The organism is bacterium, assembly GCA_030648955.1.
Taxonomy (GTDB): Bacteria; Patescibacteriota; Minisyncoccia; order Phycocordibacterales; family JAUSHB01; genus JAUSHB01.
This window is the reverse complement of sequence record JAUSHB010000021.1, coordinates 62,154-78,186: the sequence shown is the minus strand read 5'-3', so window position 1 is coordinate 78,186 and position 16,033 is coordinate 62,154. Positions and strand designations below refer to the sequence as shown.

14 protein-coding genes are annotated in these 16,033 nt (G+C 43.0%); all 14 read right to left on the bottom strand.

Going from position 1 to position 16,033, the window contains the following annotated elements; translation table 11 throughout:
• Positions 1-1,536, bottom strand: a 1,536-nt coding sequence (locus tag Q7S11_05210) for a hypothetical protein (GenBank protein ID MDO8573121.1), incomplete at its 3' end; no start/stop codon positions are given.
• 11 nt (positions 1,537-1,547) lie between these two features.
• The gene (locus tag Q7S11_05205; protein MDO8573120.1) at positions 1,548-1,976 is read right to left on the bottom strand and encodes a hypothetical protein; all 429 of its coding nucleotides are present in this window, start codon (positions 1,974-1,976) and stop codon (positions 1,548-1,550) included.
• A 283-nt stretch (positions 1,977-2,259) separates the two neighbouring features.
• The gene (locus Q7S11_05200) at positions 2,260-3,846 is read right to left on the bottom strand and encodes a fibronectin type III domain-containing protein (GenBank protein MDO8573119.1); all 1,587 of its coding nucleotides are present in this window, start codon (positions 3,844-3,846) and stop codon (positions 2,260-2,262) included.
• 78 nt (positions 3,847-3,924) lie between these two features.
• The gene (locus tag Q7S11_05195; protein ID MDO8573118.1) at positions 3,925-4,617 is read right to left on the bottom strand and encodes a hypothetical protein; all 693 of its coding nucleotides are present in this window, start codon (positions 4,615-4,617) and stop codon (positions 3,925-3,927) included.
• 219 nt (positions 4,618-4,836) lie between these two features.
• Complete coding sequence (locus tag Q7S11_05190; GenBank protein ID MDO8573117.1) at positions 4,837-5,838, bottom strand: hypothetical protein; 1,002 nt, start codon at positions 5,836-5,838, stop codon at positions 4,837-4,839.
• Positions 5,839-5,853: 15 nt separating this feature from the next.
• Positions 5,854-6,531, bottom strand: coding sequence for a hypothetical protein (locus Q7S11_05185; GenBank protein ID MDO8573116.1), 678 nt, complete (start codon positions 6,529-6,531; stop codon positions 5,854-5,856).
• Between the two features lie 210 nt (positions 6,532-6,741).
• Positions 6,742-8,181, bottom strand: a complete 1,440-nt coding sequence (gene gatB / locus Q7S11_05180; GenBank protein MDO8573115.1) for an Asp-tRNA(Asn)/Glu-tRNA(Gln) amidotransferase subunit GatB — start codon at positions 8,179-8,181, stop codon at positions 6,742-6,744.
• A 46-nt stretch (positions 8,182-8,227) separates the two neighbouring features.
• A complete protein-coding gene (locus tag Q7S11_05175) occupies positions 8,228-8,842 on the bottom strand; it encodes a DedA family protein (GenBank protein MDO8573114.1) in 615 nt (204 codons plus the stop codon).
• A 124-nt stretch (positions 8,843-8,966) separates the two neighbouring features.
• Positions 8,967-9,308 (bottom strand): phage holin family protein, encoded by a 342-nt coding sequence (locus tag Q7S11_05170; protein ID MDO8573113.1) that lies wholly within the window; start codon positions 9,306-9,308, stop codon positions 8,967-8,969.
• Between the two features lie 17 nt (positions 9,309-9,325).
• Positions 9,326-10,327 (bottom strand): hydroxyacid dehydrogenase, encoded by a 1,002-nt coding sequence (locus tag Q7S11_05165; protein ID MDO8573112.1) that lies wholly within the window; start codon positions 10,325-10,327, stop codon positions 9,326-9,328.
• Positions 10,328-10,329: 2 nt separating this feature from the next.
• A complete protein-coding gene (locus Q7S11_05160) occupies positions 10,330-11,529 on the bottom strand; it encodes an enolase C-terminal domain-like protein (protein ID MDO8573111.1) in 1,200 nt (399 codons plus the stop codon).
• Positions 11,530-11,562: 33 nt separating this feature from the next.
• Complete coding sequence (gene ppsA / locus Q7S11_05155; protein ID MDO8573110.1) at positions 11,563-13,977, bottom strand: phosphoenolpyruvate synthase; 2,415 nt, start codon at positions 13,975-13,977, stop codon at positions 11,563-11,565.
• A 147-nt stretch (positions 13,978-14,124) separates the two neighbouring features.
• On the bottom strand, positions 14,125-15,411 hold the full coding sequence (locus tag Q7S11_05150; protein ID MDO8573109.1) for a DUF4147 domain-containing protein: 1,287 nt from the start codon (positions 15,409-15,411) through the stop codon (positions 14,125-14,127).
• 188 nt (positions 15,412-15,599) lie between these two features.
• The gene (locus tag Q7S11_05145; GenBank protein ID MDO8573108.1) at positions 15,600-16,028 is read right to left on the bottom strand and encodes an NUDIX domain-containing protein; all 429 of its coding nucleotides are present in this window, start codon (positions 16,026-16,028) and stop codon (positions 15,600-15,602) included.
• Between the last annotated feature and the right edge of the window lie 5 nt (positions 16,029-16,033).

Below are 16,033 nucleotides of genomic sequence, written 5' to 3'. Positions count from 1 at the left end.
TGTCGAAGTTGTAGTGCCCGTGCCATTAATTGCGAGGTTGCCGCCGAAGGTTGAGGTGGCGGTGGTAGTGCCTGTGAAATATGCGCCAACGATTTCCCCCACCACAGAAAGTTTTGCGTAAGGGGAAGTGGTGCCGATGCCTACGTTGCCGACGAAACTAGCATTACCATTTACGTTTAATAGGTTTGATGTTGCCGCATTATATAGATATCCAATATCAACATTTGTTCCCTTTACCCTGATAGGTAATGTTCCTGAATTATTTACCGTAAAAGCCAAGTAACCTCCACTTGCAGCATTAAACCATACCTCGCTTCCATCGTTTTTAGTTTGCCATCCATAATTTGTTGAATCAGGACTCGCAATACCCCCTGGCCAAAGGTTTGAGTACCCCGCGATAGGGTCGCTCCCAATTTTAAAATTAGTTACCCCCTTTGTTCCAACAGAAAGTATTCCACTGCTTAATGACGACAACGAAACATAGTTTGTGGAATCATAGCTTAATCTCAATTGCTCTGCAGTACTTACAACATCCAACTTTGCTCTTGGAGTTGTAGTTCCAACTCCCACATTTCCTCCACTAGTCGCAAATGTTGCACCACCTGCAAACGTACTCGTCGCTGTCGTTGAGGTGGCGGTGTAATATTCTCCCACTACTTGTCCTGCGACGGAGAGTTTGGCGTAAGGGGAGGTGGTGCCGATGCCGATGTTGCCTAAAAAATATCCCGTGCCGTTGTCGAGGAATTTTGCGAGTGTGGTGGATGCGTTGTTTACGATTTCAAATGCTTGACCAGTGCTCGCCCCCCCACCCCAGACCGTGAGTTTGGAATATGGTGTACTCGTACCAATACTCACAAGCCCCGTGGAGAGCGCGGAAAAAACATTTGCCGTTCCGTTGGTAAGATTGAGAATTGCGCCCGCTCCTGTTTGATTAATAGTTACAAACGTTCCTGCAGTTGAAGTTGAGTTGCTCGCATCTCCCCTTAAAAATTGCCAGCTTTCCAATCCGTTAATTTTCCCCGCCTCAAATGCCGCGGGCACAGCGCCTAATCTTTTTCGCGGAGTCATTTCGCCATCCCACGTAGGAGTGGCTGCCGATCCTCCGATCTCTACTCCAAGATATAATGTTTGATTAAAATCTACCGAGGTAAGCGCGGTGGTACTTCCCAACATGGTACTAAAGAGTCCGCTCGTAAGCGCGATGCGATTGTTTGTTCCTGTCCCATCGCACGTAGTTCCACTGTCGGGAGAATAGCACCATGTTTCTGTCCATGTCGCAACTCCTCCAGTTGCAACGGTATATAATTTAAATCTGATGTTGTAACTTCCATCGGCGACAGCGATGTTGCTCGTGTTTGTTAGTTTCCCTTGATAATCAATTTCTTTATTGATTGCCGCTTCAACTGCCGTACCAAAAAAAGCAAACAATAAAAATATTCCTCCAAAAATAAACCCCGCGCTTATCACGCACACATGCGCAATACGAGCGTGTTGTTCTTTGTGAAATATTTTTAATGTTTTACCGAATGACAACATGGTGCTTACATTTAGTTTTGAGGTACGATGGTATTTCCACGACCATCATACGTATCACGAGAAATTAATTCGCCAGATGAAACATCGAGTCGAATTGATTCTTTATTTTCAGTTGCGTTTTCTTCCCCACTACTAACCGAAGACACTCCTTCAGCAGAAACAAACACCGCGATTGCCACAAAAATAGTAATTGGAATAAAAATACTTGCAACGAGTCCCATGTTTGCTCCGGACGTCCCCCTAAATCCGTAGTGATCGAGAGATTTCTGCGAAACCTCTTTGAGGTATTCTTTTACCGCATCCGTAGTCGTAAACCATTTTCCATTTTTCTTCACAGCAAAAAGTCGTTTTTTTCTAACCAAAAGACCCAGATAATTTGCATCGTAAGGGGTCAACTTACTTGCTTCGCACAGTGAAATATATTGCTGGTCAATTTTCATAAAAAAGCCTTTAAATATTGGGGTTCAATATCGTATTGAATTAGATTTATTATATCAAAATAGACATAAATAAGTTGAAAAAAATAGACGAGTTATCCACATTCAAAAAAACACGGTTGTTCCGTGTATAAATACCAATTAAATGCCTGAATATATAGGTAAAATCCTTATGCTTTTGACCCGCAGTTTTGGTATTGAAGATCTTGGATTAACGGTCAGTGAGAATTATGTGGAAATATCATTTTTTAGCAACAAGGTGGTTTCCACGATGTTCTTTTTCTTTTTATACGAACTCGTCTTGTCTGCGTTTTTTGCGATCAAAAATTACAAGAAGGATGATGATAATAATTAAAATTAATATGAACCAAAAACATATATTTGTATATGTGATTGTTTGCACACGCGTAGGAAATTTATCCTTAGCGATCAGTAGTCCGCTTAATATTTTTATTTCTTTGCTTTTACTGGTGAGAGTTTTTATTTTTAAATTATATTCACCGCGCTCTCCAATGGGACTCATTGTTCCCTCGTAAACATCACGGGTATCATCTGCTCGTAGAAGAAATGTGTACACGGTTTCGTGTTGAAGAACATCCTGTAATCCGATGATGACGATACGTGTCGGGTCAGGAATTTTTTTATACGGGATAGATATCTCATAATTTTTTGTGGCATCGATGGTCATTGTTGCCCCCCGCCATGGTATAAGAATACCGTCTTGTCTAAATTCGAAATCCTGCAAGACAAGCGTGTCTTCGTAGTACTCATTCGTTTCGATATCCGGAGTAATGTTATTTTCCGTATCGGAAAATTCTTGATCGATAGGTGTATCCGATCTGCCGCGCAAGAGCGATCCTTGACCAACAGCGCCTGAAGAATAATTTCCTGTCTTATCTTTCGCAAAGATTGCGTAATAATATGTTACCCCTTCCCGTGTATCTGTATCCGTGGAACGTGAATCTCGTCCTTCATATACAACTTTTCCATCAAGCGGATCTTTTGGATAAGTTTTTTCAAGACGAACAATCCGTACTTCTTCAAATTTATCGGAAGGGGGATTTACCCATTTGAGAAAGATGGAATCCTTATCAGGGATAACCGAAAATGTGGTTACGTTAGGGAAAAGCTTTCCTTCTAAAATATCTTTTGTTTTAAATGTCTGTCCTGTTAGTGTCCCCGTAATTCCGTAGGTACTCACTAAATCTATTTTGAAATAATAGAGAGTATTGGGAATAAGGTTATTAATTCGCGTAATATGATTTTTCCCGAAAAAAACTTCCGTAAGACTTCCCTTGTCATAATCGGTCGTTCTCCCCCACGAAAGAGTGCCTTCTGTATCAACGTTCGTGTTCCAAAAAATAACAGCGTCAGTGGTCGATGCAGTGACTTCTATGTGCGTTACAAGCGGAACAATATTCGATGTTTGGATGGGTCCGTTCCCTCCCCCAGACGATGAGGGGGGAGGTGTGGACGGTGTAGAAGGAGTGGAGAACGTTGTAGCACTTGAAGTTGCGGAATGTAATCCAATATTCAAAGCGGCATCAAACGCCACAATGGTATAAGAATATAGAGTTGCTGGCAAAAGACCGGTGTCAGAATATGACTCTACGGTAGATGTGGCAATCTGAACAAATTCTCTAAACACTTGGTACCCTGTTACACCAACATTATCCGTCGATGTAGTCCATGTGAGATCAATCTCTGTTTGTGATATTGCCGTCGCAGTTACCGATGCAGGAGGTAATGGTGGCGATGTATCTGCACCAATTACCGATTGATTAACCGTCACCGAGTCTTGCGCAGTCAAAAGCACGTGCGGAAAAAGCACCGCAATTAAAACCGTGGTTATTATTCGATAGTAAAAAGTCATTGATGCAAAGAAAAATGTGCGGTAAATTATCTCGACGGCCGCGTAATCATTATACCCTGTTTAGTTTGCCTCGCACGTTTAAAGTGCAATGAGAGTTGCGGTCGTGGTCGCTTGATATGTTCCCGAAGGTGCAAAAACACCATTTTGTTCAACTGCTACACAGAGTGTTGAGACTGTGCCCGATGGAGAAGTGCGCGAGGTACTGCTCGCAATCTCAATAAGTTTTGTTCCATCAAATCCCTGCCATAAAAGCGTTGCTGATGGCACATCAGTCCCTGCAATACAATCAGCGTCTGTGCCATGTCCTGTTGTATCATTACCAAACGCGGAATACCCAAACTTGTAAGCACTAGAGACGGACCACGTTGCCTTTGAGGTAGTCGCAAGATCGGTGAACGCGTTTGATGTACTCATATTGCACAACGCATTTCTCACACCGCCTGCGTTGAGTGGACAGGGGGATGTTGACGAAGCATTTATTGACAACGTGTAACCAGCACCATTATCAGTTATTACCGTCCATCCCGCACTTCCTACGGCAGTATTTTGTGATAACGAAAGTGGCGTCATGGTGATATCTATGGGAGCACTCAAAGAAAGATAACTTCCCTGCATCTGCTGATATCCCGCCTTGAGTATGTAATTTGCGCTTGACGATAGACCAGTCCCAACTTCACCCATGGTATCTTCCATAATGTACGAACCCGAGGAGGAACGAACACCGCCCACGTTAACACTATCACTTTCAATTTTATAATTTGAACTCTGCATGGCTGCCGCAAGCGCATACGATGACACTATGCTAAATGCCAACAACGCAAGTAGTACTGGCGGAAGACGTAACGCCAGACGAAAAAAAAATTTCCTCTTTTTGTTTTGAGAAAAAGCAAAATTCAAAATATAAGGATATTACAAGTACTAATAAAAACGACCAAAGCCTGTGGTTACCCTTCTAGAATGAAAAAGTTTTTGTGAGTATATAGTCATATGCTATATTTTCCGCCTAAATTCAAATCGTGACGTAAGCCACTTTATAATCAAAACCAGAACCATGATACTCAATAATCCCGCGCCGAGAACTTTCCATGGGATTACCCAAAAGACGAGAGATTTTTCATCAATAATATCTCCATATCCCCTGTTAATACGAGCAGTCGCTTTGTATCTTCCCAAAAGAAGCGTGCGCTCCCACTGTACTTCACGTGACCGCAAAGAATCCGGCATTGAAAAGTATGGGAGAATATCTATCTTATCCGTGGTTACCCCCGCGATATTGGAAATCTCAACTACGCCATACGGATTCAAATGAATACTTCCCATATTTCTATAAAGAAATTCAAATGTAATAGGCTCACTTTTAAAAAACACTGATTTTCCACTTTTAATTCGGAAGTCTTGAAGTGATCCCTCTTCGTGTACCTTTCCATTGACACGAACAAGGAAAAGAGCCCCGAGGCGCGAAATATTCACCGTACTAGGAGCTTGAGCTTTATCTTTAGGTGGGGTCGGAATACTTGAAAAAAGAACTGAGCCGTAGAGTCCCCCTGGCTCGGCATTACTTGGAACTGAAATAGTGACCGGCAATATAATTTGCTCTTTTGACTTTAAGGTGAATTCAAATACCTCTGGTGTGAGGTATTTCATAAGCGAAAAAGGCCCCTTGTCTAATCCATAGAGAATAACTGTTTGTGCAGGGTCTTGAGATCCAGAAAAGTCTTCCATCGAGACCGTAAAATTTCTCGTGTTAGCGGTGCGATTGGTAATGGTGAAATTTCGAACTTCATGCTCGCCGGGGTTAAGAGTTACTTCTATTTTTGCGGGCTCAAGAACAAAGTCGTTTTTTACATCAGTATCAACATTTTTTATTTGATAGGCATACGCCGAAGTTACACCAAGAAGGGCGAAACTCGCGATCATAAGGGCACCAAAAATAATTCGAGAGGGTGAAACCTTCCCATTATTACTTGATGGTTTAGTGAGGTGAACCGTCACGTTATGTATTATTTATTATTGTACAACTGCAGTCGCTGTAGTAGTGGCCTTGTAGGTTCCAGAAGGGGCAAAAACGGCGTCTTGCTCAACTGCGTAACAGACATTCGTTGCAGTACCCGATGTTCCCGTCTTGACTGAACTACTGGCAATTTGGATGAGGGTCGTCCCATTAAATCCTTGATAGAGAAGTGTGCTGCTGGGAACATTAGCTGTTGATGAACATTGAGATCCGGTTCCATGTCCCGTTGTGTCATTACCGAAAGCTGAATACCCGAATGCATAATCACTTGTTACCGACCAAACGGCTTTTGATGTTGTCGCTATGTCTGTAAATCCTGACGCCGTACTTATGTCACAGAGCGACTTACGCATTATACTTGCGGTATTTAACGGGCAAGGGGAAGTAGACGATGCACTAACTGAAAGCGTGTACCCGGTGACATTGTTCGTGGTAACCGTCCATGTTGAAGTTCCAACTGAAGTGTCTGCTGAAACTGTCAATGCCTGTGACATAGTAACATCAGCAGGTGAAGAAATACTGATACCGGAGGTCACCGTTTGAGTAATAACCACCTGGTCCTCGACCGCAAGACCCACTGTCGGCTCAAGAAAAACAAAACCTGACATAAAAATAATTCCCGCAATAAGACTCAACCCAATGGTGTCTTTCATGATATAAGGCGTTTGATTCATAAGCCATATTCTTTCTAGGATTAATAAAATGAGTAAGGAAAATAATGACTATGTAGCTACCATAAAGTATAACAATATTAAACAGCAAAAGTAATACTTTTACTGTGGATAACTATCATGTATTTTGACCCTTTTTTATAATGATTTTTCAGGAGTTTTTGTTGTTCGGACTGGGAAGGTCCGGCCTTCCCAAAGGTACTGGTGCTTTATTTAATCAAGTATTTTTAGAAGAATACTTTTGACAAGTTGCGGGTTCGCAGATCCTTTTGTCACTTTCATAATTTGCCCTACAAGAAATTGGAGTGACGCGGTTTTTCCTTGTTTATATTCCATAACGATATTCTTGTGATCATCCAGAATTTTTTTAACAATTTCAGTAAGCTCCCCTTCATCGCTTTTCTGCAAAAGTCCGCGTGTATCGGCAATCCCCTCGGGAGAACCTCCTTGTTGATACATCACCAAAAGAATTTCTTTCGCACCGCGTGAAGAAATTTTATTGTCGATAAGCATCTGTATAATTCCCGAGAAATTTTCTGCGATCACATTACCAAGGCTACCACTTTCTTTCATAAATCCCGCGAGGTCCGAAGTAATATAGTTTTCCGCAAGTGAAAATCCAGTGTCTTGGAAGCAAGGCTTCCAATTGGAAGCCTTGCTTCCAAGACTTCGTGCGACCGTTTCAAAAAATATTCCCATCTGTTCATCTTGTATGAACATCTCCGCGCTTTCCGGTTTGATACCAAATTCGCGGATCAATCGCACACGTTTCTCCCACGGCAATTCCGGTAATCCTTTTCGTAAATTGACCTCGCTTAATTCTTTTAGTTCGCTTATTTTCAATTTCGGCAAATCTGGATCAGGAAAATAACGATAATCGTGTGATTCTTCCTTAAGGCGCTGTGAAAAGGTTGCCTGCTTCCCTTCATCCCACCCGCGCGTTTCCTGAATTACTTTTTCTCCCCGCTCGAGTGCTTTTGATTGGCGATCAACCTCATACGCAATTGCGCGTTCGACGGTTCGAAATGAATTAAGATTTTTTACTTCGACTTTTGTACCAAACTTCTCTGTGGTACTTACTGATATATTTGCCTCCACACGCATTTCCCCTTTTTCCATGTTTGCATCCGATGCGCCGAGCGTGCGCAGTAAGAGTTGAAGCTCACGCGCAAACGCACTTGCTTCTTCTGCAGTCTTAACTACAGGTTCGGTTACAAGCTCCATCAAGGGAATTCCCGCGCGATTGAAATCAACTAAACTATACTCTCCTTTGTCGTGAGATGAGCGCGCGGTGTCTTCTTCAAGATGAATGCGGGTGAGTTTCACGCCATTAAGAACGCCCCCCGATACAAGTGGGTATTTATATTGGCTGATCTGATATCCCTTGGGAATGTCCGGATAAAAATAATTTTTGCGATCAAACTCGGTAAAATCCGCAAGCGTGCCGCCCACTGATAGCCCAACTTTCAACACATGCTTCACCGCCTCTTTATTAATGACCGGAAGCGTCCCCGGATGCGCCATGCAAACGGGACAAATGTTCACATTGGGAGTTTTTTCTTCGGGGTCATTGATAGAATCGCAGAACATCTTTGTTCGCGTCTTTAGTTCGGCGTGCACTTCCAATCCAATTGTTGCCTTATATTCACCCATAATTCCGTCTAGTATATCACATCAAACTGAGAAAAGTCGGGGGTTTTTACGAAGAATGTCCTGTCAACTTACGACGTTTCTTATGCCGAATAAAAGAAGCAATACCGTGCTCAAGGACGATAAAACCAAAGATAACAAGGGCGACAGTAACCCCGAAAATTTTAATATTGTGACTGATATTTATTGCGGTATAACTCAAGAAGTACCCAAGTGTTAAAATGACTATTGTCCAAATAGTCGAAGCGGTGATTGATGCTTCTATAAAAAGCAGGAACTTTATTCTTACGAACCCGGAAAGTACAAGCGTGGAGTGGTTCATTCCATAAATAAACTTCGAAATGAAGACTGGTAAAAGTGGTTTCTGCTCAAAATTGGGAAAAAAACGCAGTATTTTCTTTTTTACATAATCAATGAACTTGTTATTACCGTAACGGCTGCATAAATAAACACCAAAGTAGTACCACAAAAAATCTCCCATAACAACACCTGAAAGCGCGATTGCAAATGTGTCGAATGGATCAAGAGCCTTAAGGTGTACAAGGATGCCGGCGCCGATAAGGATGGTCTCTCCCTCAAGAAGCATGCCGGCAAAAAGAATCGCATAACCGATGAATCGATGGGCTTCGACAAACGAGATGAAAAAATTTAAACTGTTCTCCATGTTGCAAAATCAAAGTTTAAAAATCAAAATTACAATTCAAAAATGCAAAAAAAATAACCCCTCCTTCTCAATTTTTTAATTTTAATCTGTCATTTTCCGTTTTGATATTTACATTTTCATTTTACTAGTCTCTATCAATAATCTTTCCGCCAATCGAGCTTACGAACGAGACGAGCAACGCCCCAAGTATTGCGGTAAGAAAACCATCCACATGGAACCCCTTTACGAATGTACCAAGAAACCAAAATAGAAACCCGTTAATAGCAAACATGAAAAGCCCCAGAGTGAGGATGGTGATGGGAAGCGTGAGAATGATAAGAATCGGCTTAACAATAATATTTAAAACCCCAAGAATGAGTGCCGCGATAAGCGCAGTGTAAAAACTATCCACCGTAATTCCGGGAATAAAATACGCCGCAAGAAGAATCGCGAGAGCGTTTAAGATTAGTTTTAAAATAATATGCATAGAGAAGAAGGGGGGGGTTATTTTATAATATTTATTGGTGCTCCGTTTACAAATGCTTTAATATTTTCTGCCGTTGTGTTTAAAATTCGCTCGATCGCCTCTTGAGTGTTAAACGCATTGTGCGGGGTAATGATAACACGAGGGTGGTCAATGAAGTAGTGATTTGAGAGTAGTATTCGAAGATCCTCTTCTTTGGGATGCGGACTGACCAGAAGATGAATTTCATCGCCCATATATCCTTCTTCTTCAAGTACATCGAGTCCTGCACCCGCCACAATCCCCTCTTCAAGCGCTTTGACGAGTGCCACAGTCTCGATAAGTCCCCCGCGGGCGGTATTGATGAGATACGCCCCGCGTTTTATTTTTTCGATGTTTCCCGTATTAATAAGATGGTGCGTGTGTTCATTGTACGGAGCATGAAGGGAAATGATGTCGGAACGCGAAAGGAGATCCTCAAGCGAGAGGTACTCGAATGAAAGTGCTTGTGCAGTTTCATTGTTGGGAAATGGATCATAGGCAACCACATTCATATCAAATCCTTTTGCCATTTTTATGGCATGCCTGCCAATGCGTCCGGTTCCCACGACACCAAATGTTTTTCCCTTGAGGTCGAATCCGCGCAAGCCGTCCTGCGAGAACGATCCTTTCTCCGCAATGCGATGATATGAATCATAAATTTTTCTCGAAAGCGCAAGAAGAAGCGCAAAGGCAAATTCCGCAACCGTATTCTCGCCATACGACGGGACATTGGAAACAACGATTCCTCGGCGATGTGCTTCCGCAACATCAATATGGTCAAAGCCGGTTGAGCGAGCAGAGATGAATCGCAGTTTTGGGAACCTATCCATTTCAGTGGCACTAATGTGCGAGTTTACAAAGACAGATAAAACTTCCGTGTCTTCATCGCGAGATTGAGAATCTTCCAAGGGAGCCTTCAAAAAAGAAAGCGAGTGTTCGGGAATTCTACTCTTAACATAATCTTTTTCCCACTCTTCATTGTATACATAAGTGATGCGCATATTTAAATCAATCCAAATTCTTTTTCAATCTCGATCAGTCGATTGTATTTTACCACACGTTCCTTTTGCGATGGAGCCCCAGCCTTGATGCCAAACGCGCCGATTCCCACCGCAAGGTCGGCGATAAACGTGTCTTCGGTTTCTCCGGAACGATGCGAGGCAACGATTTTCCACCCCGCCTCCTTGGCAAGACGCGCGGTTTCATACACTTCGGAGAGTGTCCCGATTTGATTAGGTTTTACAATGAGCGCATTCCCCGCTTTTTGATCGATCATCGTTTTTAAAATTTCCGGATTGGTGACCGTGAGATCGTCCCCCACTACAAGAATTTTCCCTCCCAACGTAGCCGTCATTTTCTTGAATCCATCATAATCATCTTCGGCGAATGGATCTTCAATACTCATTAATCCGAAACGATCGACAAGATTTTGGTATACCTCAAGGAGTTTGTCGGTTGAATATGATTCATCAAGAACTGTATACGCACCGTCCTTATAAAATTCTGAAGCTGCAGCATCAATGGCAAGTGCCAATCCATCACCTGGAAACACTAAGCTTCGTAATAATTCGAATGGTTTTTCAATTGTGTTGAACGTGGGACAATAGCCTCCCTCATCACCCAGTGAAACTGCACCGATGGTTTTTTTTATGAGTTCGCCAAGCTCCCAATATACTGTGGTTGCCCGATCATACGCCTCGCGCGGATTACCTTCAGCAACAATAATATACTCTTGAAACGGAAGACAAAAATCAGCGTGTGCACCACCATTGAGTACATTCATATACAGTCGAGGAAACGAGGGCGTAAAACCATTTTGCTGTGCAATATACTTCCATGGTTGCAGACCTGCTTCAAGCGCAAAAAGCTTTGTTGCGGCAATACTTATGGCTAGTATCGCATTTGCGCCCAGATTTTCTTTGTTTTGAGTACTGTCCAGATCACGGAGTACTGTGTCAATTTCATTAGGCGAGGAAAAATGTCGCGAGGTAATTTCTTGCGCAATCTGTTCCGTAATATTTTTTACAACACCTTCAACACCCCCATCGCTATCTCGTTTTTCATGCGCTTCTTTTGATCCAGCGCTTTTGCCGGAAGGAATCGAAGCGTGCACACGTGCCATGCCGTTTCCAAGTTCCACCTCGATTGTGGGATTGCCACGGGAGTCCAAAATGGAACGGGCTTGTATATTGGTAATCTGCATTACAAAATCAAAAATTAAAAATCAAGATACTCATCACATCTTAATACGCTTCTCTTCATCAGAAACCTCAAATGTCATCGGAACAATAGAGTCCGGATTGAGAGATACGGCATCAATCCCCTCTTTAATAAGAAAACGTAAGAAATCTTTATAATCAGATGGAGCTTGCCCACAAAATCCAATATACTTTCCGCGACGTTTGCATGCGTGAATAGCATCTCGTACAAGCACACGGACAGAAGGATCATTTTCATTTGATATACCGGCAACGATCGAGGAATCGCGGTCAAGTCCCAGCGTCAATTGCGCAAGATCGTTTGATCCGATCGAGAATCCATCAAAAATATCAAGAAATTCATCAGCACGCAAAACATTGGTCGGTATTTCGCACATCACGTATACACGAAGTCCGTTCTCTCCTTGCGTAAGACCCCCACGCGCCATTGTTTCAATGACTTTCTTTCCTTCCTCGGGTGTTCTGCAAAATGGAATCATGGTCTGTAGATTATACAACCCCCACTTTTCGCGAACACGTTTTACTGCTTCACACTCAAGGAGGAACGCATCAATAAAATTTGGATGAGCATACCGAGAAGCGCCACGCCAGCCAAGCATGGGATTTTCTTCTTCAGGCTCAAAATATATCCCGCCAAGGAGCGCTCGATATTCATTGGTCTTAAAATCGGAGAACCTCACAATCACTTGCTTCGGATAAAACGCTGCGGCGATCTGTGCGATACCTTCGGCAAGTTTTTCAATATAAAATTCTTTTTTGTCGGGAAATCCCGCTGTCAACGTCTCAATGGTTTTTTTGAGTTTTTTATCCTTGAGCGTTTCAAAATTAAGAAGCGCCATCGGGTGAATGCGGATCTGCGAAGCAATGATGAACTCCTCGCGCGCGAGACCAACACCGTGGTTCGGTAAGAATGAATGCATAAACGCGCCGTCAGGACTTCCGACATTGAGACAAAGATTCGTTCGCGTGCTTGGAATTTCCTTGAGGTTGTAGGTCTTCTCTTCCCACGGAAGTGCGCCGTGATAAATAATCCCCGCTCCGCCGGTTGAGCAATCTATCGTGAGCATATCTCCGGTTTTTATTTTTGAAAGCACTCCGGAAACACCAATGACTGCGGGAATGCCAAGCTCGCGTGATACGATCGCCGCGTGAGATGTGCGTCCCCCGCGTTCGGTGATGATCGCAGACGCTTTTTTCATGATCGGTTCCCAGTCAGGATCGGTAATTCTCGTTACCAAAATTTCTCCATCTTTAAAATCAGAAAGTTTATCCGCGGAAAGAATGATGCGTGCTTTACCTTTCGCAATTTTTGCACCGACAGAAATTCCTTCGCCAACCACGTCCCCCTTTCCTGTGAGTTTGTATTCTTTTATCTCGTATCCTGTTTTTTCCGATTGAACCGTCTCGGGTCGCGCTTGCACAATAAAAAGTTCCCCTGAAATGCCGTCTTTTGCCCATTCCATATCCATCGGCATGGGATGTCCTGCGCGGGCGGTGTAATGCTCTTCAATCGTAACAGCCCACCGCGCAAGAGTAAGAATTTCTTCGTCGGAGAGTGTGAATTTTATTCTATCGCTTGGAGAAACCGTGACTTCTTTCACGGGAGATTTTTTTCCTGTTTGATAAATCATCTTTATGCTTTTCTCGCCAAGAGATTTCTTAATGATGGCGGGAAACCCTTGTGCGAGCGTAGATTTGAATACAATAAATTCATCCGGCGTGACCTTGCCCTGCACGATCATCTCGCCCAACCCCCAAGAACTATTGATCTCAACGATGCCACGGAATCCTGTTTCCGTGTCGAGGGTAAACATGACTCCTGAGCACGCCTTGTCCGAGCGGACCATTTTCTGCACGCCTACGGACAACGCAATATCAAAATGATTGAACCCCTTATCAACGCGATATGAGATCGCGCGGTCGGTAAACAATGACGCCATCGCCGCGCGTACAGCAACAAGAACATTTTCTTCACCTACAATGTCTAAAAATGTTTCATGCTCTCCCGCAAACGAAGCACCCGGAAGATCTTCCGCGGTTGCAGAAGAACGAACAGCAACATCGGCGTTCTCCATGTGATACCCATTTGAGAGATTGCGATATGCTTCTCTAATTTGAGAAGCAAGCGCCTCGGGAAATTCTTTTTCGATAAATTTTTCTCGAATCGTTTTCCCTTTTTGTTGGAGCATCTTGATATTAGAAGTATCGAGGCCGGCAAGTTCTTGCTCGATAAATAACCTCAACCCCGTTCCTTCAATGAACGCGCGATATGCATGAGCAGTAACCACAAAACCATTAGGGATGCGAATACCCTTTCCGGTCAAATGAGTATACATCTCGCCCAATGATGCGTTCTTCCCACCAACGAGCGCGACATCGTCGTTTGATATTTGATCGAACCATATAATGAGCTTGTCTGTTCTGTTATCCACGTTACAAAATTAAAGTTTAAAAATCAAAGATCAAAATTACAATGCAAAAATTAAAATGAATTACCGAAGTGCAAAATCTTAAAATTATGTACTATTTTTAAATTTTTATCTGTCATTTTGCATTTTGACATTTACATTTTTATTTTACTATCCCGTAAGCGTAAAATAAAGATCGGATATATTGATGCCGGTTCTTCCGGTTTTAATATGACCGCCTATGCGGGAAAAGAACTCATATGAATTATTAGTATCTAAAAACTGATATGAAACTGCATTGATCTCTTGAGTGTGATTGAAAAGATCTTTGTCTCCAAGAGCTCCTGCAACATCGCTATTATCCCATCCATCGGATGCCGCCGCAACTATCACCTTGTTCATAACAAGATGGGGAAGCGCGGCGAGCACCAACTCTTGATTTCTCCCCCCCTTTCCTTTTCCACGAACACGAACGGTTGTTTCTCCGCCATAGAGCTTACAAACGCGCGAGGCGTTTTCTTCTCGCGCGAGCTTCTCGCCGACAACACGCGCTTCTCCCTCGAGATTGTCGGTAACAATAGTGCTTGTGTACCCAAGTGACATCGCCTTTTTTGCCATTGCTTCAAGCGCTTTATGCCCAGTAACCAAAAGGATGTTCGTCACTCGTTCAAAATATTTCGGGTCTTTAGGAGTCTCAATAAGTTCACAATGCGGAAGCGTACAAAGCGTGAGAATATCGTATTTTGCAAGAATTTTTTCTGCGTCTTCTTGAGTACTCGCATCCAAGACGGTAGGACCGGATGCGACAGTTCCCATATCATTTCCGGGAACATCGGAAAAAATAAACGAGATTACGGTCGCAGGAAATAAAAGTTTTGCAAGCTGTCCCCCTTGAATATCAGAAGTATGCTTGCGAACAATATTGATCTCATGGATATTTGCCCCCTTATCCATAAGCCCTTTTGTAATATTTGCAAGCACTTCGCATTTAAGATCATGTGGCATACAAAGAAGCGAAGAACCGCCGCCGGAGATCACGGTAATTACCAAATCTTCCACAGTAATATCGTGGAACATATTTACTATCGCTCTTGTTGCTTCAAGATTTTGTTCCGAAGGGTATGGATGCGTACCAACGTACGAACGAAGTTTTTTGAGAACACCGCCACGCACATCAAGCACGATGCCGCCAGTAATGCGATCTCCCAAAAGTTTTTCAAAGACCCCTCCGGCATCAAGCGCGCACTTTCCAATTCCGACAAAAAACACTCGCTTATACAGTCCCAAGCAAATACGGGCATCTTTGATGCATAGATCGCCGTCTTTGAGGACGATCTGGGATTCGATGACATTTTCGGTTGCAACCGACTCTAGCCCAGCTTCAAGAATCTGGAGCGCGTCTTCACGCAGAGGGGTGGTAGAAAGTTCATTCCAATTTTTAATGATGGGGAGTTCCATGTTATAAAATCAAAAATAAAAATGACGATTCAAAATGCAAAGATACTAGCACATTCCTCGTAATTTTTTAATTTTAATCTGTCATTTTCCATTTTGAACCTTACACTTTGATTTTTTATTAGCCTCTAACGGGATTCCATTCCTAACCCCCATTATACAATAGTTACGTCTATCTCGTATACCTACTATTATGCCGAATCGTAAAAATGTTTTCCGGTTTTATAGCTTTCAATATCTTCAGGAAGTGATTTAAAAAGCGGATGCGGAAGGTCGTCAAGCGAATACCAATCCCATCCTTCGCATTTTTCCGGTTCGAGAACTTTCGGAACCCCCTCTTTCCATTCCGCCATAAGACCTATGTGCACATAGTGCTTGGGCGCATAGTGTTGAAGATTTGCCACACGGACAAATTGGATATTTTCTATTTCAATCCCCGCCTCCTCTCTTACTTCTCTCCGCGCGCATTCTTCAAATGATTCCCTGTATTCAAGATGCCCGCCCGGGAAGCTGTACTCCCCTTCTCCGTGCGATCCTTTTCGTTTCCCCAGAAGTACCCTGCCTTCCTTGAGAACCATAACGCCGACTCCAACTTTTGGATATTGTTTTTCCATAATCATTGCCT